The sequence below is a fragment of the Enterobacter sp. PL_is379 genome (assembly GCF_055817355.1).
Genome location: NZ_JBVPGT010000031.1, coordinates 266,871 through 291,110 on the forward strand (window position 1 = coordinate 266,871; position 24,240 = coordinate 291,110).

A 24,240-nucleotide genomic window follows, 5' to 3' on the forward strand; every position below is an offset into this window, starting at 1 on the left:
GGACTGATGTACCCAATAAAGAGATGTTGGCGTGTCCAGCACGCAATGTGTTAATGATGTAGCCGTGATAAAGAGGTAGCACCTTGTTTAAAGCGTTTGTTTTGTTTTTCGCCCTCTGGGTACCCGTCACTCAGGCAGACTCCGGTTGGCAACCCGTTCAGGAAACTATTCGTAAAAGCGAAAAAGATACCCGTCAATATCAGGCTATTCGTCTTGATAACGGCATGACCGTACTGCTGGTTTCCGATCCGCAGGCGGTGAAATCCCTTTCGGCATTAGTGGTGCCGGTTGGATCGCTGGAAGATCCTGACGCTCATCCTGGTCTTGCGCACTATCTGGAACATATGACGCTGATGGGGTCAAAAAAATACCCGCAGCCAGATAGCCTGTCCGAATTTCTGAAAATGCATGGCGGCAGTCACAATGCCAGCACGGCACCATACCGCACGGCCTTTTATCTTGAAGTCGAAAATGATGCGCTGGAAGGGGCGGTCGATCGCCTTGCTGATTCCATCGCCGCGCCGTTGCTGGATAAAAAATATGCCGATCGTGAACGCAATGCGGTGAATGCCGAGCTGACCATGGCCCGCACGCGAGATGGTATGCGCATGGCCCAGGTCAGTGCCGAAACCATCAACCCTGCACACCCGGGTTCGCGTTTCTCCGGCGGTAACCTTGAGACGTTAAGCGACAAACCGAACAGCCCGGTGCTGGATGCCCTGCACGCGTTTCGCGATAAATACTACTCCGCCAACCTGATGAAAGCGGTCATCTACAGCAATAAACCGTTGCCGGAGCTGGCAGACATGGCGGCTAAAACGTTTGGCCGGGTGCCGAATAAAAATATCGACCTGCCGCAAATAAACGTCCCGGTGGTTACGGACGCGCAAAAAGGCATCGTTATCCACTACGTGCCGGCGCTGCCGCGCAAAGTGCTGCGCGTGGAATTCCGCATCGATAACAACACCGCACAGTTTCGCAGTAAAACCGATGAGCTGGTCACCTACCTGATAGGTAACCGTAGCCCGGGTACGCTGTCTGACTGGCTGCAAAAACAGGGGCTGGTGGAAGGCATTCGCGCCGACTCCGATCCGGTTGTGAACGGCAATAGCGGCGTGCTGGCGATCTCCGCCACCCTGACCGACAAAGGACAGGCCAACCGTGATGAAGTCGTGGCGGCTATCTTCAGCTACCTCGCTTTACTGCGCGAGAAAGGCGTCGATAAGCGCTATTTTGATGAACTTGCCCACGTGCTGGATCTCGATTTCCGTTACCCGTCCATCACCCGCGACATGGATTACGTTGAGTGGCTGGCGGATACCATGATCCGCGTGCCGGTGGAACATACCCTCGATGCGGTAAATATTGCCGACCGGTATGACGCCGGGGCGGTAAAATCCCGCCTGGCGATGATGACGCCGGAGAATGCCCGCATCTGGTTCATCAGCCCGAACGAACCGCATAACAAGACGGCGTACTTTGTCGATGCCCCTTATCAGGTAGATAAAATCAGCGCCCAGACCTTCGCCGACTGGCAGAAGAAGGCCGGTGAGATTGCGTTGAAGCTGCCGGAGCTGAACCCCTATATTCCGGATGACTTCTCGCTGATCAAAACGACGAAAGATTACCCGCATCCGGAACTCATCATTGATGAGCCAACGCTGCGCGTCGTGTACACCCCAAGCCGCTATTTCGCCAGCGAGCCAAAGGCCGATGTCAGCGTGGTGCTGCGTAACCCGAAAGCGATGAACAGCGCCAAAAATCAGGTGATGTTCGCGCTCAATGACTATCTCGCCGGTATCGCGCTCGATCAGCTCAGCAACCAGGCGGCCGTGGGCGGCATCAGCTTCTCCACCAACGCCAACAACGGTTTGATGCTCAATGCAAACGGCTATACCCAGCGTTTGCCTCAGCTGTTCCAGGCACTGCTGGAAGGGTATTTCAGCTACACGCCGACGGAAGAGCAGCTTGAGCAGGCCAAATCGTGGTACGCCCAGATGATGGATTCTGCCGAGAAGGGCAAAGCTTACGATCTGGCGCTTATGCCGGCGCAAATGCTGTCGCAGGTTCCTTATTTCCAGCGTGAGGATCGCCGCGCGCTGCTGCCTTCCATCTCCTTAAAAGACGTGCTGGCGTACCGTGACGCGCTGAAAACCAACACGCGTCCGGAGTTCCTGATCGTCGGCAACATGAGTGAGGATCAGGCCAAAACCCTGGCGGAGAATGTGCGCACTCAGCTCGGTTCGAAAGGCGACGAGTGGTGCCGCAACCAGGACGTGCTGGTTGAGAAAAAGCAGAATGTGATTTTTGAAAAGACGGGTAACAGCACGGATTCCGCGCTGGCCGCGGTCTTTGTGCCAACGGGGTATGATGAATTCGCCAGCTCAGCGCAGAGCGCCGTGCTGGGACAAATTATTCAGCCGTGGTTCTATAACCAGTTACGCACAGAAGAGCAGCTTGGCTACGCGGTATTTGCCTTCTCCATGAACGTCGGCCGACAGTGGGGGCTGGGCTTCCTGCTGCAAAGCAGCGACAAACAGCCGGCGTATCTCTGGCAGCGTTACCAGGCCTTCTTCCCGCAGGTGGAAGCAAAGCTGCGCGCGATGAAGCCGGAAGAGTTTGCTCAGATCCAGCAGGCCGTCATCGCGCAGGTAATGCAGCCGCCGCAGACGCTGGGTGAAGAAGCCTCGCAGCTGAGCAAAGATTTCGATCGCGGTAATCTGAATTTTGATTCGCGTGATAAAGTAGTGGCCGAGATAAAACAGCTGACGCCGCAGAAGGTTGCCGACTTCTTCCATCAGGCGGTCATTAAGCCGCAGGGTATCACCATCCTGTCCCAGGTTTCCGGTAGCCAGAACGGGAAAACGGAGTACGTGAACCCGAAAGGCTGGAAAGTCTGGAAAAGCGTCAGCGCGCTGCAGCAATCTATGCCCTGGAGTAAGAAAGAATGACCGATACCGCTGAGTCCCTTGATCCCTTACGTTTACCTCTGCAGGGTGAACGATTGATTGAAGCCTCAGCGGGAACGGGAAAAACCTTCACCATCGCCGCCCTCTATCTGCGTCTGCTGCTGGGGCTTGGCGGCAACGCCGCTTTTCCACGCCCTTTGAGCGTGGAAGAGCTGCTGGTGGTGACCTTCACCGAGGCTGCCACCGCTGAGCTGCGGGGCCGTATTCGTACCAATATCCACGAGCTGCGCATCGCCTGTCTGCGTCAGAGCACGAATAACCCTCTCTACGCGAGCCTTCTGGAAGAGATTGCCGATAAGCAACAGGCAGCCCAGTGGCTGCTCCTCGCCGAACGACAGATGGACGAAGCGTCCGTCTTCACCATTCACGGTTTTTGCCAGCGCATGCTGAGCCTGAATGCGTTTGAATCCGGTATGCTGTTTGAGCAGCAGCTTATTGAAGATGAATCCGTGCTTCGCTATCAGGCCTGCGCGGATTTCTGGCGTCGCCATTGCTACCCGTTACCGCGCGATATCGCCGAAGCCGTACACGCGTTGTGGAAGGGCCCGGAGGCGCTGCTGCGCGCTATCGATCGTTATCTGCAGGGGGAAGCGCCAGTCATCAAATCCCCGCCGCCGGCAGATGAAACGCTGGCCTCACGGCATGAAAAAATCATCGCGCAGATTGCCGACATCAAGCAAAAATGGCTTGAGTCCGTTGGCGAGATTGACGCAATCATCGAAAATTCCGGGATTGACCGACGCAAGTTTAACCGTGGCAATCAGGGGAAATGGATCGACAAGATCGGCGCCTGGGCGCAGGAAGAGACGCGAGGCTACCAGCTCCCGGACGCGCTGGAGAAATTCTCCCAACGTTTCCTGGTTGAGCGGACCAAAGCCGACGGCATTGTCCCTGAGCATCCCCTGTTTGTGGCGATTGAATCCCTGCTGGCGGAGCCCTTAACGCTCAACGATCTGATGATTACCCGCGCCATGACGGAAATTCGCGAAGCCGTCGCGCGTGAGAAACGCCGCCGGGGTGAACTGGGTTTCGACGATATGCTGAGCCGCCTTGATGCGGCGCTGTGCAGTGAAAACGGTGAAGCGCTTGCCGCCGCGATCCGCACCCGTTTCCCGGTGGCGATGATCGACGAATTTCAGGATACCGACCCGCAGCAGTACCGCATTTTCCGCCGTATCTGGCGCCAGCAGCCCGACACCGCGCTGCTGTTAATCGGCGATCCGAAACAGGCTATCTACGCCTTCCGCGGTGCGGATATTTTCACCTACATGAAAGCCCGCAGTGAGGTTGACGCGCACTACACGCTCGATACCAACTGGCGCTCCTCTCCCGGCATGGTGGAAAGCGTCAACGGGCTCTTCAGCCGCATGGATACGGCGTTTATGTTCCGGGAGATCCCGTTTCAGCCGGTAAAGTTTGCCGAGAAAAATGCCTCGTTGCGCTTCGAGTTCAACGGCGAGACGCAGCCTGCCATGAACTTCTGGCTGCTGGATGGGGAAGGCTGCGGCGTTGCCGACTATCAAAATGCCATGGCCCAGCACTGTGCCGCGCAAATCCGTGACTGGCTCAGTGCGGGCGCGCGCGATGACGCGCTGCTGTGGAAGGGGGATAAACCCACTCCGGTAAAGGCATCGGATATTACGGTACTGGTGCGTAGCCGTCAGGAGGCCGCGCTCATCCGCGACGCCCTGACGTTACTGAATATCCCCTCCGTCTACCTCTCAAACCGCGACAGCGTCTTTGAAACGCTGGAAGCGCAGGAGATGCTATGGCTGCTGCAGGCCGTGCTGGCCCCGGAGCGGGAAAGCACGCTGCGCAGCGCACTGGCGAGCGCGATGCTCGGGCTGAATGCCCGGGATATTGATGCGCTCAACAATGACGAAGCCGCATGGGATGCCGTGGTCGAAGAGTTTGTTCGCTACCGCGAAAAATGGCAGAAGCGCGGGGTAATGGCAATGGTGCGCGAGCTCATGGCGCAGCGCCATATTGCGGAGAATATGCTGGCGACAGCAGGCGGCGAGCGCCGTTTGACCGATATTTTACATATCAGCGAACTGTTGCAGGAAGCGGGTACGCAGCTGGAGAGCGAGCATGCTCTGGTGCGCTGGCTGGCGCAGCAGATTGCCGATCCGAACAGCAATTCGTCCAGCCAGCAGATGCGCCTTGAGAGCGATAAACATCTGGTGCAGATCGTCACCATTCACAAATCAAAAGGCCTGGAATATCCGCTGGTCTGGCTGCCGTTTATCGCCAATTACCGCGTGCAGGATCAGGCCTTTTACCACGATCGCGAGTCGTTCGAGGCTGTGCTCGATCTCAGCAACGCGGAGTCCAGCGTTGAGCTGGCAGAGGCCGAACGTCTGGCGGAAGATTTGCGCCTGCTCTACGTAGCGTTGACCCGTTCGATCTGGCACTGCAGCCTGGGCGTTGCGCCTCTGTTCCGTCGCCGTGGCGAAAAGAGCGGGGAGAGCGATTTTCATCTGAGCGCGCTGGGGCGGCTTATTCAGCAGGGTGAACCCAAAGACGCGGCAGGCCTGCGTCAGTGCATCGAATCCCTTTGCACTGAGCATGTTGCCCTGCATATTCCTTCGCTGCCCGACAACAGCCGCTGGCAGATGCCGGAGCTGCGTGATTCAGCGCTCCATGCCCGCCAGGTTGTGCGTACGATAGCCGACGACTGGCGCGTCACCAGCTACTCCGGTTTACAACAGCACGGGCAGAGTATCGCTCAGGATCTGATGCCAAAACTGGACGTGGATGCCGCGGGGGCCGGTAGCGTACCCGTTGAGCCGGTGCTCACGCCGCACCAGTTCCCGCGCGGCGCTTCTCCGGGCACGTTTTTGCACAGCCTGTTTGAAGAGCTGGATTTTACCCAGCCGGTTTCCGAAGAGTGGGTGCTGAAGATGTTACAGAGCGGTGGTTACGACGCGCATTGGCAGCCGGTTCTCACCGACTGGATCCGCGCGGTTCTGCATGCTCCGCTCACCGCGCAGGGGATCTCGCTTAGCCAGTTGACTACCAAAGATAAGCAGGTGGAGATGGAGTTTTATCTCCCCATCGCCAGCCCGCTCAGGGCCGAGGCGCTTGATGCGGTGATCCGCGAGTACGATCCGTTATCCGCCGGGTGCCCGCCGCTGAACTTCCGCCAGGTGCAGGGGATGCTCAAAGGTTTTATCGACCTGGTTTTCCGCCACGAAGGACGCTACTACCTGCTGGATTACAAATCGAACTGGCTGGGTGAAAGCAGCGAAGCCTACACGCAAGACGCGATGGCCGCGGCCATGCAGATGCATCGCTACGATCTGCAGTACCAGCTTTATACCCTGGCGCTGCACCGTTACCTGCGCCATCGTATTGCCGATTACCGTTACGACGCGCATTTTGGCGGCGTGATTTACCTGTTCCTGCGCGGCGCGGATGCCAACGACCCGCGTTCCGGCGTCTTTAGCACGCGTCCGGCTGTGGAACTGATTGAAAAAATGGATAACCTGTTTGCTGCAGGCACGGAGGAGGTGGCATGACGATGCAGGCGCTACTGCTGGACGCGGTTGAACAACGATTACTGCGCCACCTGGACGTGCAGTTCGCCATGATGGTGGCAGGCGAGGAGCCTGCCGTCATGCTTGCCGCCGCCATTCTGAGCAAAGACGCGGGGGAGGGGCACGTATGTCTGCCGCTGTCGCGTCTGGCGGTGGATGAGAAAACGCCTCCGGCTTTACAGGCGTGTTTCGCACTGCTGGGTGACGCAGTGGACTGGCAGGAGATACTACTCGGCTCGCCTGCCGTGAGCGGAGCCGATACCGGGACGCCGATGATCCTTGTCGGCGAGCGTTTGTATCTTAACCGGCTCTGGCGTAACGAACTGACGGTAGCGCGCTTTTTCAGCGAGACCAACGCCCCGCTTCCCTGCGATGAAACGCAGCTGCGGCAAACGCTGGATACGCTGTTCACCTCTGACGACGAGACAGACTGGCAGAAAGTGGCGGCTGCCGTGGCCTTAACGCGACGGATCTCGGTGATTTCTGGCGGCCCGGGTACCGGGAAAACGACCACCGTGGCAAAACTGCTTGCCGCGTTGATTCAGTTATCGGGTGAGCAAAAGTGCCGTATTCGCCTGGCGGCCCCCACCGGTAAAGCGGCGGCACGTCTGACGGAATCGTTAGGCGGCGCGCTGCAAAAGCTGCCGCTAACCGGTGAGCAGCTTGCGCTTTTCCCCAATGAGGCCAGCACGCTACACCGTTTGCTTGGCGCTCAGCCAGGTAGCCAGCGTCTGCGCTACCATGCCGGTAATCCGCTGCACCTTGACGTGCTGGTGGTGGATGAAGCCTCAATGATTGACCTGACGATGATGTCGCGTTTGATCGATGCGCTACCGCCGCACGCGCGCGTCATTTTCCTCGGCGATCGTGACCAGCTTGCCTCCGTTGAGGCGGGGGCGGTACTGGGTGATATCTGTACCTATGCCAGCCTGGGATATACCGCTGAACGCGCTCAGGAGTTAGCCCGTCTCACCGGATGCTCGCTCACCTCTGAAAATCATTCGCTAGCAGGGGCGCTGCGCGACAGCCTGTGTCTGCTGCAAAAAAGCTACCGTTTCGGCAGCGACTCCGGCATCGGCCAGCTTGCGGCAGCGGTGAACCGGGGCGACCGGCGCGCCACCACGGCGGTATTTGACGGAACCTTTACGGATATTGAGAAAAAATCGCTGCAAAGCGCGGAAGAGTATCAGGCGATGCTTGACGACGCCCTGCAGGGGTACCAGCGCTTTCTGACGGACGTACAACAGCAAAGTTCGCCGGAGCAGGTCATTGCCGCGTTTGGCGAATATCAGTTGCTCTGTGCGCTGAGGGAAGGCCCCTTTGGTGTCCGGGGTCTTAACGACAGGCTGGAACAGCTGCTGGCGCAAAAACGCAAAATTAACCGTACCCCGCACTCGCGCTGGTACGAAGGGCGACCGGTGATGATCTCCCGTAACGACAGCGCGCTGGGATTGTTTAACGGGGATATCGGGATTGCGCTCGACTGCGGTCAGGGACTGCGCGTCTGGTTCCAGATGCCGGACGGCAGCGTGAAGTCTTTCCAGCCCAGCCGTTTGCCCGAGCATGAAACCGCCTGGGCGATGACGGTGCATAAATCCCAGGGCTCCGAATTTAACCACGCGGCGCTGATCCTGCCCACGCAGCTTTCCCCCGTTATTACCCGCGAGCTGATCTATACCGCCATAACGCGCGCGCGTCAGCGCCTGTCGCTCTATACCGATGAACGCGTGCTGGTGCAGGCGATTGCCACCCGTACGGAACGTCGAAGCGGGCTGGGCGCAATATTTGAGTCCCTCTGAACGAAAGCCCTCGCCGGACGGTGAGGGCGTCGTATTATCCCAGGTCAGCCATCAGCACTTTTGAGCGGCGCTGATAGTTGTACATCTCTTTCTTCGTCTCCGGCAGAGAATCGATATCCACCGGCGTAAACCCGCGCTCCTGGAACCAGTGAATGCTGCGCGTCGTCAGGACGAACAGCTTGCTCAGCCCCATCTGGCGCGCCTGTGCCGCCACGCGCTCAAGCAGCATTTCACCGCGAGAAGAGCTGCGGTAATCAGGATGCACCGCCACGCAGGCCATTTCACCGATCTTCTCTTCCGGGAACGGATAGAGCGCGGCGCAGGCAATAGTCAGGTTATCGCGCTGAATAATGGTGAATTTGTCGATCTCCATCTCCAGCTGTTCGCGTGAGCGACGCACCAGAATACCCTGCTGTTCCAGCGGGCGGATCAGTTCCAGAATGCCGCCGATATCGTTGATGGTGGCGCGGCGGATCTGCTCCGCACTCTCCATCACAATCTGTGTACCAATACCGTCGCGGGAGAAAAGCTCCTGCAGCAGGGCGCCGTCTTCCTGATAGCTGATCAGGTGGCTGCGGCGCACACCGCTGCGGCAGGCCTTCACGGCGCCACGCAGGAAGCGGACGGTGCCGGAGTGGTAATCGCCTTCGGCTTCCAGCGCCTCCACGCGGGCCTGGGCTTCGTTCGGGAAGAGTTCCGGCACGATTGTTCCTTCATCGTTCACCACGCCCTGGGAGGAGCAGAACCCAATCATTTTTTCCGCCTTCAGCTTGATCGCCAGCTGCGTGGCAATCTCTTCAGACGTCAGGTTAAAGCTTTCGCCGGTCACGGAAACGGCGACCGGGCCCATCAGCACGATGGCACCGCTGTCCAGCTGGCGATGAATGGCTTCTTCATCAATACGACGAATACGGCCGCTGTGACAGTAATCCACGCCATCGTCCACGCCGAGCGGCTGGGCAATGATAAAATTGCCGCTCACGACGTTGATATGCGCCCCCTGCAGCGGCGTGTTGTTCAGGCTCATGGACAGGCGAGCGGTAATATCCAGCTGCAGCAGGCCCGCCGCCTGTTTCACCAGCTCAAGGGTTTTGGCATCGGTGACGCGGGTATGTTTGTGGTAAATCGGCTCGTGGTGGTGAGCGGCCAGGTTGGCGTCGATCTGTGGACGCGCGCCATACACCACCACCAGGCGGATCCCCAGGCTGTGCAGCAGGCCAATGTCATTGACGATGCTGGAAAAATTTTCATGCTCAATGGCTTCGCCGCCAAGCATGATGACAAACGTTTTTCCCCGATGGGCGTTGATATAGGGAACAGAATGGCGGAATCCCTGGACCAGTTCGGTTCTACGTTCCTTCACCATGGCACAACCCTTAATGAATGTTTATTCGTAATTTCTGTATTTTTATTCGATTGTGGTCGCGTGTGCAAGCGCAAATTTTCCGCGACCCACAGAAATTGGTAAGTAATCCGTGCGTTAGCGTATGATTGTTTACCCTTTTATAGATGACAGTTTATGCGTCATTCGTTAAAGTTTTCGGTCAGTCTGGACATTTTGCATATTAGTCAGTGTTCTTGCTCGGGAGAAGCATGTCGGGATCCAATTCAGCAATAAGCCGCCGCCGTTTGTTAAAAGGGGCCGGGGCAATGTGGTTGCTTAGCGTCAGTCAGGTCGGTCTTGCCGCCACCAGCCAGGTCGTGGCGGTGCGCGTCTGGCCATCGTCGACCTATACGCGCGTGACGGTCGAATCCAATCGCGTGCTGAAATATAAGCAATTTGCCCTCAGCAACCCGGAGCGTGTGGTGGTGGATCTCGAAGGCGTTAACCTCAACTCCGTGCTGAAAGGAATGGCGGCGCAGATCCGCGGTGACGATCCGTTTATTAAATCGGCGCGCGTCGGGCAATTTGATCCGCAAACCGTGCGCATGGTGTTTGAACTGAAGCAGAACGTTAAGCCGCAGCTATTTGCCCTGGCGCCTGTTGCGACCTTCAAAGAGCGCCTGGTGATGGATCTCTACCCGGCCAATGCGACGGATATTCAGGATCCGCTTCTTGCCCTGCTGGAGGATTACAACAAGGGCGATTTGGAGCGTCAGGTGCCCCCTGCGCAAAGCGGTCCGCAGCCGGGGAAAGCAGGGCGCGATCGTCCGATTGTGATCATGCTCGATCCAGGCCACGGTGGCGAAGACTCTGGCGCGGTGGGGAAATACCGTACGCGTGAAAAAGACGTGGTGCTGCAAATTGCGCGCCGCCTGAAAGCGTTGATTGATAAAGAAGGCAATATGCGCGCCTATATGACGCGTAATGAGGATGTCTTCATTCCGCTGAAGGTCCGGGTGGCGAAAGCGCAGAAGCAGCGCGCCGATTTGTTCGTGTCGATCCATGCGGATGCGTTTACCAGCCGTCAGCCAAGCGGCTCGTCGGTGTTTGCGCTCTCGACCAAAGGCGCGACCAGTACCGCCGCGAGATACCTTGCGGACACCCAGAACGCCTCTGACCTGATTGGTGGCGTGGGCAAAAGTGGCGATCGCTACGTCGACCACACTATGTTCGATATGGTGCAGTCGCTGACCATTAACGACAGCCTGAAGTTTGGTAAAGCGGTGCTGGGCAAGCTGGGCAACATCAATAAGCTGCATAAGAACAGCGTTGAACAGGCCGGATTTGCGGTACTCAAGGCGCCGGATATCCCGTCCATCCTGGTTGAAACCGCGTTTATCAGTAACGTGGAAGAGGAGCGTAAGCTCAAGACGGCAAAATTCCAGCAGGAGGTTGCGGAGTCGATTCTGGCAGGGATTCGTGCGTATTTCTCTGACGGGGCGACGCTGGCGCGGCGCGGGTAGATCTTTTGGCCGGGTTCACGCCCGGCAAATTCACAAACGACAGATACAAAAAAACACCCTTAAGGGTGTTTATTGTTTTAGAAGTGTTGGTTGCGGGGGCCGGATTTGAACCGACGACCTTCGGGTTATGAGCCCGACGAGCTACCAGGCTGCTCCACCCCGCGTCCGTCATTCTACTCTTGTAGAAGCTTACTTCTTCAAATTTGATTGGTTGCGGGGGCCGGATTTGAACCGACGACCTTCGGGTTATGAGCCCGACGAGCTACCAGGCTGCTCCACCCCGCGTCCGTCTTTCTACAGTCGTAGAAGATACTTCATCAAATTTTAATTGGTTGCGGGGGCCGGATTTGAACCGACGACCTTCGGGTTATGAGCCCGACGAGCTACCAGGCTGCTCCACCCCGCGTCCGTGGATGCGCACTATACTCGGATAGGTTTGTGATGCAACCCCTTTTTCACATTTATCATGATTTTGTATGCAAATTGAACGACATGGCGTTGTTTGGACTACTTTTTGCGCAAAATTTGCCAAAGGGCATGCGATCGCATTTCATTAGCCCTGGCGGTTTGTTATCTTCATCACGCGGAAATGGGCAACTTAAAGACGAGATATAATGAAAGGACGTTGGGCGAAGTATCTGATGGCGGGCGCAATGGTAGCGATTCTTGCGGCCTGTTCTTCCAAACCGACCGATCGCGGTCAACAGTATAAAGACGGGAAGTTATCCCAGCCTTTCTCTTTAGTTAATCAGCCTGATGCGGTCGGCGCACCGATTAATGCCGGTGATTTCTCCGAGCAGGTCTACCAGATCCGCAACGCGTCGCCGCGTCTATATGGCACTCAGAGTAGCGTGTATAACGCGGTCCAGGACTGGCTGAAAGCAGGCGGCGATACGCGCAACATGCGCCAGTTTGGTATCGACGCCTGGCAGATGGAAGGGGCCGATAACTACGGCAACGTTCAGTTTACCGGCTATTACACCCCGGTTATCCAGGCACGACACTCGCGTCAGGGCGAGTTCCAGTATCCTATCTACCGTATGCCGCCAAAACGCGGTCGTCTGCCGTCTCGCGCTGAGATCTACGCCGGTGCGCTGAGCGAAAACTACGTTCTGGCCTACAGCAACTCCCTGATGGATAACTTCATCATGGACGTTCAGGGCAGCGGCTACATTGATTTTGGCGACGGTTCACCGCTTAACTTCTTTAGCTATTCCGGTAAAAACGGCCACGCCTATCGCAGTATTGGCAAGGTGCTGATCGACCGTGGCGAAGTGAAGAAAGAAGACATGTCGATGCAGGCGATCCGCGAGTGGGGCGAGAAACACAGCGAAGCCGAGGTGCGTGAGCTGCTGGAGCAGAATCCGTCGTTCGTCTTCTTCAAACCGCAAAACTTCGCCCCGGTGAAAGGGGCTAGTGCCGTTCCGCTGATTGGCCGCGCGTCGGTAGCATCGGATCGCTCGATTATTCCTGCCGGCACCACGCTGCTGGCTGAGGTTCCTCTGCTGGACAACAACGGCAAGTTCAACGGCCAGTATGAGCTGCGTCTGATGGTGGCGCTGGACGTCGGCGGGGCGATCAAAGGCCAGCACTTCGATATCTATCAGGGCATTGGCCCTGACGCTGGCCACCGCGCGGGCTGGTATAACCACTACGGACGCGTGTGGGTACTGAAGGCGGCGCCGGGTGCCGGAAACGTATTCAGCGGCTGATTGTGGTATTCTGAGCGCAATACGGATTACTGTTCAGGGTGAGGAAAACCTCACCCTTTTTACATCTGAGGTTTTATGTCTGTGGTAATCAGCGACGCCTGGCGCCAGCGTTTTGGCGGGACGGCACGTTTATATGGTGAAAAAGCCCTGCAGCTGTTTGCGGATGCGCATGTCTGCGTCGTGGGCATTGGTGGTGTGGGGTCGTGGGCGGCAGAAGCGCTGGCGAGAACCGGTATTGGCGCAATCACGCTGATTGACATGGATGACGTGTGCGTCACCAACACCAACCGTCAAATCCACGCTCTGCGCGATAGCGTCGGCCTGGCGAAGTCTGAGGTCATGGCGGAGCGTATCCGCTTGATCAACCCGGAGTGCCGCGTGACGGTGATCGACGACTTTGTGACGGCAGATAACGTCGCGGAGTATATGAGTAAAGGCTACAGCTATGTGATTGACGCCATCGACAGCGTGCGGCCAAAAGCGGCGCTGATCGCATACTGCCGCCGCTACAAGGTGCCGCTGGTCACGACGGGCGGCGCGGGCGGGCAAATCGATCCGACGCAGATCCAGGTGGCCGATCTGGCGAAAACGATCCAAGATCCTCTGGCTGCCAAGCTGCGTGAGCGCCTGAAGAGCGACTTTAACGTGGTGAAGAACAGCAAAGGCAAGCTGGGCGTCGACTGCGTGTTCTCGACCGAAGCGCTGGTCTACCCGCAGGCGGACGGTTCCGTGTGTGCGATGAAAAGCACGGCGGAAGGGCCAAAGAGAATGGATTGCGCCTCCGGGTTTGGTGCGGCCACCATGGTGACCGCCTCCTTCGGCTTTGTGGCGGTGTCTCACGCCCTTAAGAAAATGATGGCGAAGGCGGAACGTCAGGCCTGAGCCTGACGTGCGGCATCCAGTACCGCGTCGCTGAGCGCGATTAACCCCTGACCGCGTGAGGCGCTGAGCTGCGCGCGCAGTCCAAGCTCATCAAATAACGCCAGCGGCGAATGTGCCAGCAGTTCCGCCGCGCTTTTCCCTTCCACAGCGGTCAACAATACGGCCAACAGGCCCCGGACAATGCGGCCTTCGCTGTCGCCGAAGAAGTGCAGCTTCTCGCCGGAGACGCTCACGCCCAGCCAGACGCGGTTTTCACAGCCTGCGATCTCTTTCGCCTGCGCTTTGAGATCGTCTGAAAGCGCAGGGAGCTGTTTACCCAGCAGGATCAGCTGACGATATTTATCTTCCCACTGCTGGAGCGGGGCGAAGGTCTGTTTTAAGGTCTCTTCTGTGATGACCGTGCCAAACGGATGTCCGGCTAAAGCAGCGCTAGTCATTAATCCACCAGTATTTCAAGGGCGCGGTCAACGGCGGCAACCAGCGCGTCGACATCGCTTTGGGTATTATACGGCGCAAACGAGGCGCGCAGCGTACCGTTAACGCCGAGCGCCGCCAGCAGCGGCTGGGCGCAGTGCTGTCCGGCACGCAGGGCAATGCCATATCCGGCCAGCAGCGTCACCATGTCGCTATGATGAACGCCCGCAAAATCAAAGGCGAGCAGGCTTGAGTCCTGAACGCGGAACGAACGGAAACCCGGGCGCTTATTGAGTTCTTCCTCTGCCAGCGTCGCCAGTCCCCGGCTCCAGCTTTCAGCCTGAACGATGTCTGTTTCTGCCAGCCACTCCAGCGCCGCGCTTAAGCCAATCACCCCCGCCACGTTCGGCGTACCGGCTTCCAGACGATAGGGAATGTCCTGAGTGTTGAAGCCATCGAACGACACTTCGGTAATCATTTTGCCGCCACCGAGCCACGGCGTCATTTTTGCCAGCAGATCTGGCTTGCCATATAACGCCCCTATACCGGTTGGCCCGTAGAGCTTATGTCCTGAGAAGGCATAGAAGTCGATATCAAGCGCCTGCACATCAGCGGGGAAGTGCACTACGCCCTGGGCGCCGTCGACCATTACCACCATCCCGCTGGCATGGGCTATGCGAATGGCCTGAGCCAGAGCCGGGCAGCCTCCCGTGACGTTCGACATCTGTCCGAGCGCCAGAATGCGGCTGCGGGAGGTAATCAGCTCGGGGAGACGGGCCACATCGGGTAGAAGGTCTGCACCCAGTGGAAGCTTCACCACGCGTGCACCCGTTTGCTCGGCCACCATCAGCCACGGCACCAGGTTGGCGTGATGTTCCGCCTCGCTAACGACGATCTCATCGCCCGGCTGAAGCAGCGGGCGCGCGTAGCACTGGGCCACCATGTTGATGGCCTCGGTCGTACCGCGCGTCCAGACGATGTTTTTCCCGCTTTCGGCATTGATCAGGTGCGCGACCTGATCGCGTGCCGCTTCATAGCGCGCGGTTAAACGCTGCGCTTCGGCAAACTGGCTGCGATGCACGTTCCCGGCGCTCAGGCTGTAGAACTGCTGCGTGGCCTCAATCACCGCCTGGGGCTTAAGGGCGGTGGCGGCGCTGTCCAGATAAATACCGGCATCGGCCAGGGCCGGAAACTGTGCGCGGAACTGCGCAGGGCTGAAAGCGTTCATGGGATTCCTCATTTCAATATAGCGATCGTCGCGCAATTTCAGCGGCAGGGCAAGGAGGTTGATATCTATCAGAATTGTCTGCTTATCCTGATGACCCTAAAAAAGCAGGTTATGCTAAATAGTGTTAGGCGGATGTTTTAGCCTGTTATAAATCGAGGTTTGAATAGCATTAATTGCTAAAGGAGAATAATCATGAATAAGACAGCTGCAATCATTTCTGCCTGTGCGTTTACTTTTGCCCTGAGCGCGTGTTCCGGTAACAACTACGTGATGCACACCAACGATGGTCGTTCTATCGTATCGGAAGGGAAACCGACTACTGATAACGATACCGGGATGATTTCATACAAAGATGCTAACGGGAACAAGCAGCAGATCAACCGCACGGACGTGAAAGAGATGAAAGAGATCGAGCATTAACAGATCGCAGGCGAAAAAAAAGCACCGCAAATTGGCGGTGCTACATTAATCACTATGGACAGACAGGGTAAATGTACAGGAAGTGAAAAATTGGTAGCGTTGCTACCGTGGTCTGAATCGCAGACCAATTGCAAACACAACAACACAACATCACAACCGTAAGCCAAAAGCCCTTCAGAACACGCATTCCGAAAAAAGCTCTTCGTTCCGGCTCAGGAAGTGCCGCCACTATAGGTATTTGCTGGTAGTTCCTCAACGGACAAATTATAATGGCTCAGATAAAAAAAACTAATAGGTTAAACGTTGTTTCCTGTTTGTTAAAATCCGTTAACATCTAAGCCAGATAACCATGTCAAAGCGATTGCCACCCCTCAATGCATTACGTGTTTTTGATGCAGCAGCACGTCACCTGAGCTTCACCCGCGCAGCCGATGAGCTTTTTGTGACACAGGCCGCAGTAAGTCATCAAATCAAGTCTCTGGAGGATTTTCTGGGCCTTAAGCTGTTTCGTCGACGCAACCGTTCGTTGCTGTTGACCGAAGAGGGGCAGAGCTATTTTCAGGATATTAAAGAGATTTTTTCACAGCTTACGGAAGCCACGCGTAAGCTGCAGGCTCGCAGTGCAAAAGGTGCCCTGACCGTCAGTTTATTGCCCAGTTTTGCCATTCAGTGGCTGGTGCCAAGACTTTCAAGCTTTAACTCAGCTTATCCGGGGATCGACGTTCGAATCCAGGCCGTAGATCGTCAGGAAGATAAGCTGGCAGATGACGTGGACGTCGCCATTTTTTATGGTCGCGGTAACTGGCCGGGCTTGCGTGTTGAGAAATTATACGCAGAATATCTCCTGCCGGTCTGCTCTCCCCTGCTGTTAACAGGTGAAAAGGCGCTGAAGTCACCCGCTGACCTGGCTCAGCATACGCTTTTGCATGATGCCTCTCGACGCGACTGGCAAACTTATACCCGTCAATTAGGTCTTACTCATATAAACGTGCAGCAGGGACCCATCTTTAGCCACAGTGCGATGGTGTTACAGGCTGCCATTCACGGGCAGGGCGTGGCGTTGGCGAACAACGTCATGGCGCAGTCCGAAATTGAGGCAGGCCGCCTGGTTTGCCCTTTTAATGATGTACTGGTCAGCAAGAATGCGTTTTATCTGGTTTGTCATGACAGTCAGGCAGAACTGGGTAAAATAGCCGCCTTCCGGCAGTGGATACTGGCGAAAGCGGCAACCGAGCAAGAAAAATTCCGCTTCAGGTATGAACAATAACGTTTGTGTGCCGGGCACGCATCAATTCAGGACTTAAACATGACCAGCCGATTCATGCTGATTTTTGCCGCGGTGAGTGGCTTTATTTTTGTTGCACTGGGCGCCTTTGGCGCACATGTCTTAAGCAAATCTTTAGGCGCAGTAGAGATGGGCTGGATCCAGACCGGCCTTGAATATCAGGCGTTCCATACGCTGGCTATTTTTGGGCTGGCAGTGGCGATGCAGCGTCGTATCAGTATCTGGTTTTACTGGAGCAGCGTGTTTATGGCGCTGGGTACCGTGTTGTTCAGCGGTAGCCTGTACTGCCTTGCGCTCTCTCATCTGCGCCTGTGGGCGTTCGTTACACCTGTCGGCGGCTTCAGCTTCCTGGCGGGTTGGGTATTAATGTTTATCGGAGCTATCCGTCTGAAACGCAAGGGCGTTGTTCATGAATAAGGTTGTTTTATATTGTCGCCCGGGGTTTGAGAAAGAGTGCGCCGCGGAAATTACCGATAAAGCGGCGAAGCGTGAAGTCTTCGGCTTTGCCCGCGTAAAAGAGAACGCGGGCTATGTGGTATTCGAGTGCTATCAGCCTGAAGACGCAGACAAGCTGGCACGCGAGCTGCCGTTCAGCTCGCTGATCTTTGCTCGCCAGATGTTTGTTGCGGGTGAGCTGCTGAAGGATCTTCCGCCGGAAGACCGCATCACGCCAATTGTCGGCATGCTGCAGGGCGTGGTGGAGAAGGGCGGCGATCTGCGCGTTGAAGTGGCGGATACCAACGAAAGTAAAGAGCTGATGAAGTTCTGCCGTAAGTTCACCGTGCCGCTGCGTGCGGCGCTGCGTGATGCGGGCGTGCTGACGAACTACGAAACGCCGAAGCGTCCGGTGGTGCATATCTTCTTTATCGCACCGGGCTGCTGCTATACAGGCTATTCATACACTACCAACAACTCTCCCTTCTTTATGGGCATCCCGCGTTTGCGCTTCCCGTCTGATGCGCCAAGTCGTTCCACGCTCAAGCTGGAAGAGGCGTTCCACGTCTTTATTCCGGCGGATGAGTGGGATGAGCGTCTGGCAAACGGCATGTACGCCGTTGACCTTGGCGCGTGCCCGGGCGGCTGGACCTATCAGCTGGTGAAACGCAATATGTGGGTATCGTCCGTTGATAACGGTCCAATGGCGCAAAGCCTGATGGACACCGGGCAGGTCACGTGGCTGCGTGAAGATGGTTTCCGCTATCGCCCGAACCGTAACAACATCTCGTGGATGGTGTGCGATATGGTTGAGAAGCCGGCAAAAGTCGCCGCGCTGATGGCCTCCTGGCTGGTGAACGGCTGGTGTCGTGAGACCATTTTCAACCTCAAGCTGCCGATGAAAAAGCGCTATGAGGAAGTGTCGCAGAACCTGGCGTACATTCAGGAGCAGATGGACGAACACGGTATTAACGTGGAGATCCAGGCGCGTCAGCTGTATCACGACCGCGAAGAGGTGACGGTGCATATTCGTCGCTGGTGGGCCGCGGTCGGCGGACGTCGCGACGAGCGATAGTGCGCTGATTGCCCCTCACCCCGGCCCTCTCCCCAAAGGGGCGAGGGGGAAAAGACCGCACCGAGCAGTTCCCTCTCCCTTATGGGGAGAGGGTTAGGGTGAGGGGGCATTAACGTTCTAACCGCAGCTGCTGTAAATTCCCGTCCAGCTGTAAATCCGTCTGTAGCGTTGCGATTTCCCGGCAGATAAACGCCATCTCTTTATGCGCCTCCAGCTTCTTGCGCCACTTCTCTGGCACCTCATCCAGACGGGCGTAAATCCCTTCCAGACTTTGAAAATCGGTCAGCAGCTGTGCGGCGCTCTTCGGCCCAATCCCGGCCACACCCGGAACTTTAGAACTGCTGATGCCTGCCAGCCCCCAGTAATCCGGCAGTTGCTCAGGCGATACGCCAAACTCGCTGGCAATAAACGGCGCGTCCAGCCAGCGTTTTTGAAAATAGTCGCGAATGCGGATAGTGGGGGAGAGCAGCTGGCAGTAGCCTTTGTCCGTTGAAACGATCGTGGCCTGATGCCCGGCACTCGCCACCTTTACGGCCAGGGTGGCCGCGAGATCGTCGGCTTCATTTCCCTGTGCCCCCCAGCAGGGGACGCCCCGCTGTTCAAATGCGGCGCGCAGCATGGGCAATTCAGCGTGAAGATCGTCCGGCATCGGTGCCCGTCCGGCTTTGTAGTCCGGCAGACGCTGGTGTCGCCAGCCCGTATTGCGGGCTTCGTCATCAAATACCGCGACCGCATGGGTGGGTTCACTGTGGCGGATAAGCTGTTCCAGCGCGTGCAGACAGGTGTCTTTACAAGGCGTCCCCTGTACCGCATGGATACGGCGAATCAGGTTAAGTGCATCGACGATAAGTAAATGAACGGCCACAGATAATCTCCCTTCTATCTAATGCAGGAAGGGTAACACTGTCAGCAGCATGAAACTATGAATGGTGGGGAAAACAGGAAGAAGCCTCGCAAAACGAGGCTTCCTGAGTGGCTTAATCGCAGGTTACGATCTTCATCGCCAGTCCGCCGCGAGAGGTTTCGCGGTATTTGGCGTTCATATCTTTACCGGTTTCGTACATGGTTTCGATAACCTTATCGAGACAGACGCGCGGCTCGCTGGTGCGGCGCAGCGCCATACGTGCCGCGTTCACCGCCTTCACGGAGGCAATCGCGTTACGTTCGATGCACGGCACCTGTACCTGTCCGGCAACCGGGTCACAGGTCAGTCCCAGGTTATGTTCCATGCCGATTTCCGCAGCAATGCACACCTGGGTCGGGCTTGCACCCAACAGTTCGGCCAGACCCGCCGCCGCCATGGAGCACGCCACGCCGACTTCACCCTGACAGCCGACTTCCGCACCTGAAATGGAGGCGTTCATTTTGTACAGTGAACCAATCGCACTGGCGACCAGCAGGTAGCGCGCCAGTGAGTTCGCGTTCACTTCACGGATAAACTTGTCGTAGTACGCCAGCACCGCCGGAACGATACCGCAGGCACCGTTAGTCGGCGCGGTGACCACACGGCCCCCTGCGGCGTTCTCTTCGTTCACCGCCAGGGCGAACATGTTGATCCAGTCAACGACGGCCATTGGGTCCGTTGTCGTTTTGTCGGTGCTCACCAGCATACGGCGCAGCGCTGCGGCACGACGCGGCACGCGAAGCTTGCCCGGCAGAACGCCTTCGGTGGTGATCCCGCGCTCAATACCGCCGCGCATTACGTCCCAGACGTTAGTGAAGTGCTGTTCGAGCTCTTCTTTGCTGTGAAGTGCCAGCTCGTTTTTCATCATCAGGCCGGAGAGGGAAAGGCCCGTCTCCTGGCAGTGACGCTGAAGATCCGCCGCCGTTTTGTACGGATACGGCACCTCGACAGAAGCGTTATCGGTTTGACCAAAGTGGTCTTCGTCGACGATAAAACCGCCGCCGATAGAGTAATACGTCTGGCTGTATACCGCTTTGTCGCCGGCCAGCGCGGTAATGCGCATGCCGTTTTCGTGCAGCGACAGGTTGTCCGCATGGAAATTCATGCAGTGGTCAACCGGGAATTCAACCTCATGCTCGCCGTTCGCCAGCAGCAGGCGCCCGTGGGTGTTCACGTCCTGGATAAAGCCAGGGATCGCATCAATATCAACGGTATCCGGCAGGTTTCCCGCCAGGCCCATGATAATGGCGATATCGGTATGGTGGCCTTTCCCGGTCAGGGAAAGCGAGCCGTATACATCGACAACCACGCGGGTAATGTCATGCAAGATGCCGCGTGCAATCAAGTCATCCGTGAACTGCTTACCGGCTTTCATTGGTCCGACGGTGTGAGAGCTGGAAGGACCAATACCGATTTTGAAAATATCGAATACGCTAATCATGATGCGTCCATTGCTTTCAGTCAGAGAGGGAGGAGTGCGCCGTCCGAAGACGGCGCGGGTGATAATCAGAACATGGTGTACAGGGAGTAGAAGATCGCAGAGATTGCGATAAGACCCATGATAACCACAAAGACGTTGCTCACATGACCGCTGTACTTGCGCATAGCAGGGACTTTCTGAATCGCGTACATCGGCATCAGGAACAGAATCATCGCGATGACCGGGCCGCCCAGGGTTTCAATCATGCCCAGGATGCTTGGGTTCAGCGTTGCTACCGCCCAGGTGGTGAGCAGCATGAACAGTGCAGTGATTTTGTTCAGCTTGTTGATTTCAATGCTCTTGCCTTTACCGCGCAGAGATTTAATCACCATACCGTTGAAGCCTTCACGTGCGCCGAGGTAGTGGCCCAGGAAGGATTTGGTGATGGCGATAATCGCGATGATAGGTGCCATCCACGCAATGACAGGTGCGTTAAAGTGGTTTGCCAGGTAAGACAGAATAGAGATGTTCTGCTCTTTCGCTGCCGCCAGGTCCGCCGGGGAGAGGCTCAGTACGCAGCTGAAGACGAAGAACATAACGGTCAGTACCATCATGATGTGAGCGCGTGCCAGGATGCTGGAGCACTTCTTCTCTGCACCATTACCGTACTCTTCACGTTTCGCAACAGCGAAAGAGGAGATGATTGGGGAGTGGTTGAAAGAGAACACCATTACCGGAATCGCCAGCCAGAGTGTCATCAGCAGGCCGTTACCGGTTGCCGATGCGCTGCTCAGGGACAGGGTTTCCAGCGCTGCACCGTTCCACTGTGGGATCAGGTAGCAGGCCAGCACCATCAGAGCAATAACGAACGGGAAGACCAGTACGCTCATTGCTTTCACAATCATCTGCTCACCGAAGCGCACGATGGTCATCATGCCCACAATCAGGATCAGAGACAGAATCGCACGCGGCGGCGGCGTCATGTGCAGCTGGTGCATCATGAAGCTTTCAACGGTGTTAGTGATCGCCACGCTGTAGACCAGCAGAATAGGGTAAATCGCGAAGAAGTAGAGCAGGGTAATCAATTTACCTGCGCCAACGCCGAAATGCTCTTCAACCACTTCAGTGATGTCTTCGCCCGGGTTTTTACCGGACAGCACGAAGCGGGTCAGACCGCGGTGTGCAAAGAAGGTCATCGGGAAAGCAATGATAGCCATGATGATCAGCGGGATCAGACCGCCGACGCCTGCGTTGATAGGAAGGAACAGTACACCAGCGCCGATTGCCGTGCCGTAAAGGCCAAGCATCCACATGGTATCCGTTTTGCGCCAACCACTTCGGGATTCAATCGAAGCAACGGTGCTGGTTTGAGTGGTTTCCATCTGTATCTCCTGGAGGAAGCGAATTGTCAGGTTTTTTAGTCAAATCCGATGAAAAAGTGCCTGACGGTAATATGAAATTCGTTCAGTGACGGTTTTTTAATAATTTTCACCCGTAACTATTGGCGGGCGGAAAGATACATTCTAGTTATGAATCTATCAGTGATCGTGATCCCAAATGCAATAATCCACTTATGATGTGGGCATCTTTAGACCATTTATCTGTTAAAAAAACATCAAAGAGAATTTACGGGCGCGAAGGCTACCACCAACGACATGTGCGCTGAAAGACCGCCCCGTGATATAGGTGTCTTTCGCTGTAAAGAAATGGGTTTTTAGTATTTTCTGGCAGGTAATTTGGATTAAGGCTGATAATTTACGGTTGCAAAATGCAGGTAATCGTTTGCGTATGTGACAACTTTGTAAAAGATATAAGTGATGCCTATGAATTACATCAGGAATAAAAAAAGCCGGGACGCGCAACAGGGCGACCCGGCTTTGATGAGATATCGCTAAGCGTCAGGTGCAGATTTCGTAGCAAGGAATATAGGCAGAGCCCGGCAGCTTCATGCGGTGCTGGGCGACAAAGCCCTGCAGCATGTCATCCATGCGGCGCATCATCTCCGGATCGCCGTGGATCTTGTACGGACCGTACTGTTCAATGGCGCGGATACCGACCTCTTTGACGTTGCCCGCCACAATCCCGGAGAAGGCGCGACGCAGATCGGCGGCCAGGACTTCCACCGGCTGATCCGGGTAGAGTTTCAGGTTCGCCATGTTCTCGTGTGAAGGCTCGAACGGGATCTGCAGGTCCGGCGCAATTCGAATTGACCAGTTAAAGCTGTACGCATCACCGGTATCGCGACGGTTTTCTTTCACCAATGGCATCGCTTTCTTCATCTGGCGGGCCACCTCCGCAGCATCGTCGATGATGATGCGATAGTGACGACGCGCGGCTTCACCCAGCGTGTGCACGATAAACTCGTCCAGCACGCGGAAGTAGTCGGCGCTCTCTTTTGGCCCGGTCAGGATCAGCGGCAGAACCTGATCTTTGTTGGCCGGGTTCATCAGAATACCCAGCAGGTAGAGCAGCTCCTCCGCTGTCCCCACGCCGCCCGGGAAGATGATAATGCCGTGGGCGATACGGACAAACGCCTCAAGACGTTTCTCGATATCCGGCATGATAATCAGCTCGTTAACCAGCGGGTTAGGTGGCTCAGCGGCGATAATTGACGGCTCGGTCATGCCGATGAAACGCCCCTCTTTATAACGCTGCTGCGCGTGCCCAACCGCCGCACCTTTCATTGGCGCTTCCATCGCACCCGGACCACAGCCGGTACAGATATTCAGCTCGCGCAGGCCAAGCTGGGTGCCCACCCGACGCGCATAAAGGTACTCGGTTTCGTTAATGGAGTGACCGCCCCAGCAAACGACCATGTTCGGTGCTTCACCCACGTGCAGGGCGCGGGCGTTACGCAAAATGGAGAACACCAGGTTGGTGATATGGACTGAGCTTTCCAGGTCGAGATGCTGGAAACGGCCTGCGTTGTGGATCTGCCCGTTAACAAACAGGATGTCACGCAGCACGGCAAACAGGTTAGCCTGAAGTGAACGAATGATGCGCCCGTCGACAAAGGCCTCTTCCGGCGGGTTGATGACTTCGAGCTTCACGCCACGCTCGCGGCGCAGCACGTTGATATCAAAGCTTTCGAAGCGGGACAGCAGTTCTTTACTGTTATCTGTCAGGCTTCCGGAGTTCAGTACGGCAAGTGAACAGTTACGAAACAGTTGATAAAGATCGCTGCTGGCCGTGCGTTTAAGCATGTCCACTTCCAGCTGCGACAACATATCCATTGAGCCAAGCGGGCTAATATGTGTAATCAAGTGAGCTCCTTACGGGACGATTATCGTCTTTCCCTGTTGATTACAATA

At 56.4% G+C, this 24,240-nt stretch carries 17 protein-coding genes and 3 tRNA genes; 10 read left to right on the plus strand and 10 right to left on the minus strand.

Annotated features, from left to right (window positions below; translation table 11 throughout):
* Window positions 1–83: 83 nt before the first annotated feature.
* The 3 genes from ptrA to recD are packed head-to-tail and all read left to right on the plus strand — an operon-like array spanning window position 84 to window position 8,307.
* Window positions 84–2,951: a pitrilysin gene (gene ptrA, locus AC0TOY_RS17765; RefSeq protein WP_473722263.1), complete on the plus strand. Its 2,868-nt coding sequence runs from the start codon at window positions 84–86 to the stop codon at window positions 2,949–2,951.
* Window positions 2,948–6,490, plus strand: a complete 3,543-nt coding sequence (recB, locus tag AC0TOY_RS17770; RefSeq protein ID WP_473722265.1) for an exodeoxyribonuclease V subunit beta — start codon at window positions 2,948–2,950, stop codon at window positions 6,488–6,490. Before ptrA ends, recB begins: the two co-directional genes overlap by 4 nt.
* Window positions 6,487–8,307, plus strand: a complete 1,821-nt coding sequence (recD, locus tag AC0TOY_RS17775; RefSeq protein ID WP_473722266.1) for an exodeoxyribonuclease V subunit alpha — start codon at window positions 6,487–6,489, stop codon at window positions 8,305–8,307. Before recB ends, recD begins: the two co-directional genes overlap by 4 nt.
* A 34-nt stretch (window positions 8,308–8,341) precedes the next feature.
* Here the strand turns inward: recD and argA are convergent, their stop codons facing one another.
* Entirely contained in the window at window positions 8,342–9,673 is a 1,332-nt protein-coding gene (gene argA / locus AC0TOY_RS17780; protein WP_008499655.1) for an amino-acid N-acetyltransferase, read from the minus strand.
* Window positions 9,674–9,900: 227 nt separating this feature from the next.
* Here argA and amiC point away from each other — a divergent pair, with 227 nt between their 5' ends.
* Window positions 9,901–11,154, plus strand: coding sequence for an N-acetylmuramoyl-L-alanine amidase AmiC (amiC, locus tag AC0TOY_RS17785; protein ID WP_032648118.1), 1,254 nt, complete (start codon window positions 9,901–9,903; stop codon window positions 11,152–11,154).
* An 87-nt stretch (window positions 11,155–11,241) separates the two neighbouring features.
* On the opposite strand, the gene AC0TOY_RS17790 is transcribed toward amiC, so the two are convergent.
* The 3 genes from AC0TOY_RS17790 to AC0TOY_RS17800 all read right to left on the minus strand — a co-directional run bounded on the left by AC0TOY_RS17790 (window position 11,242) and on the right by AC0TOY_RS17800 (window position 11,560).
* Window positions 11,242–11,318: transfer RNA gene (locus tag AC0TOY_RS17790), tRNA-Met, on the minus strand.
* Window positions 11,319–11,362: 44 nt separating this feature from the next.
* A tRNA-Met gene (locus AC0TOY_RS17795) sits at window positions 11,363–11,439 on the minus strand.
* Window positions 11,440–11,483: 44 nt separating this feature from the next.
* A tRNA-Met gene (locus AC0TOY_RS17800) sits at window positions 11,484–11,560 on the minus strand.
* A gap of 208 nt (window positions 11,561–11,768) precedes the next feature.
* Between AC0TOY_RS17800 and mltA the strand changes: the two genes are divergently transcribed.
* Together mltA and tcdA are read left to right on the plus strand one after the other, a co-directional pair.
* Window positions 11,769–12,866: a murein transglycosylase A gene (mltA, locus tag AC0TOY_RS17805; RefSeq protein ID WP_023309035.1), complete on the plus strand. Its 1,098-nt coding sequence runs from the start codon at window positions 11,769–11,771 to the stop codon at window positions 12,864–12,866.
* A 75-nt stretch (window positions 12,867–12,941) separates the two neighbouring features.
* Window positions 12,942–13,748 carry a tRNA cyclic N6-threonylcarbamoyladenosine(37) synthase TcdA gene (gene tcdA / locus AC0TOY_RS17810; RefSeq protein ID WP_008499651.1) on the plus strand — a complete coding sequence of 269 codons (807 nt, stop codon included), beginning with the start codon at window positions 12,942–12,944 and terminating at the stop codon, window positions 13,746–13,748.
* Here the strand turns inward: tcdA and csdE are convergent.
* Window positions 13,739–14,185 (minus strand): cysteine desulfurase sulfur acceptor subunit CsdE, encoded by a 447-nt coding sequence (gene csdE, locus AC0TOY_RS17815; protein WP_023333259.1) that lies wholly within the window; start codon window positions 14,183–14,185, stop codon window positions 13,739–13,741. The two genes, tcdA and csdE, sit on opposite strands and share 10 nt — an antisense overlap.
* On the minus strand, window positions 14,185–15,390 hold the full coding sequence (csdA, locus tag AC0TOY_RS17820) for a cysteine desulfurase CsdA (RefSeq protein WP_473722267.1): 1,206 nt from the start codon (window positions 15,388–15,390) through the stop codon (window positions 14,185–14,187). The genes csdE and csdA overlap by 1 nt, the downstream gene beginning before the upstream one ends.
* 192 nt (window positions 15,391–15,582) lie before the next feature.
* Here csdA and AC0TOY_RS17825 point away from each other — a divergent pair, with 192 nt between their 5' ends.
* From AC0TOY_RS17825 to rlmM, 4 genes are all read left to right on the plus strand, one after another.
* A complete protein-coding gene (locus AC0TOY_RS17825; RefSeq protein ID WP_008499648.1) occupies window positions 15,583–15,810 on the plus strand; it encodes a YgdI/YgdR family lipoprotein in 228 nt (75 codons plus the stop codon).
* Window positions 15,811–16,159: 349 nt separating this feature from the next.
* A complete protein-coding gene (gene gcvA / locus AC0TOY_RS17830; RefSeq protein WP_024909282.1) occupies window positions 16,160–17,077 on the plus strand; it encodes a glycine cleavage system transcriptional regulator GcvA in 918 nt (305 codons plus the stop codon).
* A 39-nt stretch (window positions 17,078–17,116) separates the two neighbouring features.
* Window positions 17,117–17,512: a DUF423 domain-containing protein gene (locus AC0TOY_RS17835; RefSeq protein WP_023309031.1), complete on the plus strand. Its 396-nt coding sequence runs from the start codon at window positions 17,117–17,119 to the stop codon at window positions 17,510–17,512.
* Entirely contained in the window at window positions 17,505–18,605 is a 1,101-nt protein-coding gene (gene rlmM, locus AC0TOY_RS17840; protein ID WP_023309030.1) for a 23S rRNA (cytidine(2498)-2'-O)-methyltransferase RlmM, read from the plus strand. Before AC0TOY_RS17835 ends, rlmM begins: the two co-directional genes overlap by 8 nt.
* A gap of 109 nt (window positions 18,606–18,714) precedes the next feature.
* Here the strand turns inward: rlmM and xni are convergent, their stop codons facing one another.
* The 4 genes from xni to ppnN all read right to left on the minus strand — a co-directional run bounded on the left by xni (window position 18,715) and on the right by ppnN (window position 24,192).
* Window positions 18,715–19,470: a flap endonuclease Xni gene (gene xni, locus AC0TOY_RS17845; RefSeq protein WP_021241892.1), complete on the minus strand. Its 756-nt coding sequence runs from the start codon at window positions 19,468–19,470 to the stop codon at window positions 18,715–18,717.
* 112 nt (window positions 19,471–19,582) lie between these two features.
* On the minus strand, window positions 19,583–20,950 hold the full coding sequence (gene sdaB, locus AC0TOY_RS17850) for an L-serine ammonia-lyase II (RefSeq protein WP_024909281.1): 1,368 nt from the start codon (window positions 20,948–20,950) through the stop codon (window positions 19,583–19,585).
* Between the two features lie 65 nt (window positions 20,951–21,015).
* Window positions 21,016–22,311, minus strand: a complete 1,296-nt coding sequence (locus AC0TOY_RS17855; protein ID WP_024909280.1) for an HAAAP family serine/threonine permease — start codon at window positions 22,309–22,311, stop codon at window positions 21,016–21,018.
* 516 nt (window positions 22,312–22,827) lie between these two features.
* Entirely contained in the window at window positions 22,828–24,192 is a 1,365-nt protein-coding gene (ppnN, locus tag AC0TOY_RS17860) for a nucleotide 5'-monophosphate nucleosidase PpnN (RefSeq protein WP_008499641.1), read from the minus strand.
* Window positions 24,193–24,240: the final 48 nt, after the last annotated feature.

What these genes read in the sequence shown, in the direction of transcription:
- recD (WP_473722266.1), top strand. Translation starts at nt 6,487, where the DNA reads ATGACGATGCAGGCGCTACTGCTGGACGCGGTTGAACAACGATTACTG.
- AC0TOY_RS17835 (WP_023309031.1), top strand. Translation starts at nt 17,117, where the DNA reads ATGACCAGCCGATTCATGCTGATTTTTGCCGCGGTGAGTGGCTTTATT.
- sdaB (WP_024909281.1), bottom strand. Translation starts at nt 20,950, where the DNA reads ATGATTAGCGTATTCGATATTTTCAAAATCGGTATTGGTCCTTCCAGC.
- tcdA (WP_008499651.1), top strand. Translation starts at nt 12,942, where the DNA reads ATGTCTGTGGTAATCAGCGACGCCTGGCGCCAGCGTTTTGGCGGGACG.
- recB (WP_473722265.1), top strand. Translation starts at nt 2,948, where the DNA reads ATGACCGATACCGCTGAGTCCCTTGATCCCTTACGTTTACCTCTGCAG.
- AC0TOY_RS17855 (WP_024909280.1), bottom strand. Translation starts at nt 22,311, where the DNA reads ATGGAAACCACTCAAACCAGCACCGTTGCTTCGATTGAATCCCGAAGT.
- gcvA (WP_024909282.1), top strand. Translation starts at nt 16,160, where the DNA reads ATGTCAAAGCGATTGCCACCCCTCAATGCATTACGTGTTTTTGATGCA.
- amiC (WP_032648118.1), top strand. Translation starts at nt 9,901, where the DNA reads ATGTCGGGATCCAATTCAGCAATAAGCCGCCGCCGTTTGTTAAAAGGG.
- rlmM (WP_023309030.1), top strand. Translation starts at nt 17,505, where the DNA reads ATGAATAAGGTTGTTTTATATTGTCGCCCGGGGTTTGAGAAAGAGTGC.
- mltA (WP_023309035.1), top strand. Translation starts at nt 11,769, where the DNA reads ATGAAAGGACGTTGGGCGAAGTATCTGATGGCGGGCGCAATGGTAGCG.
- csdE (WP_023333259.1), bottom strand. Translation starts at nt 14,185, where the DNA reads ATGACTAGCGCTGCTTTAGCCGGACATCCGTTTGGCACGGTCATCACA.
- csdA (WP_473722267.1), bottom strand. Translation starts at nt 15,390, where the DNA reads ATGAACGCTTTCAGCCCTGCGCAGTTCCGCGCACAGTTTCCGGCCCTG.
- argA (WP_008499655.1), bottom strand. Translation starts at nt 9,673, where the DNA reads ATGGTGAAGGAACGTAGAACCGAACTGGTCCAGGGATTCCGCCATTCT.
- AC0TOY_RS17825 (WP_008499648.1), top strand. Translation starts at nt 15,583, where the DNA reads ATGAATAAGACAGCTGCAATCATTTCTGCCTGTGCGTTTACTTTTGCC.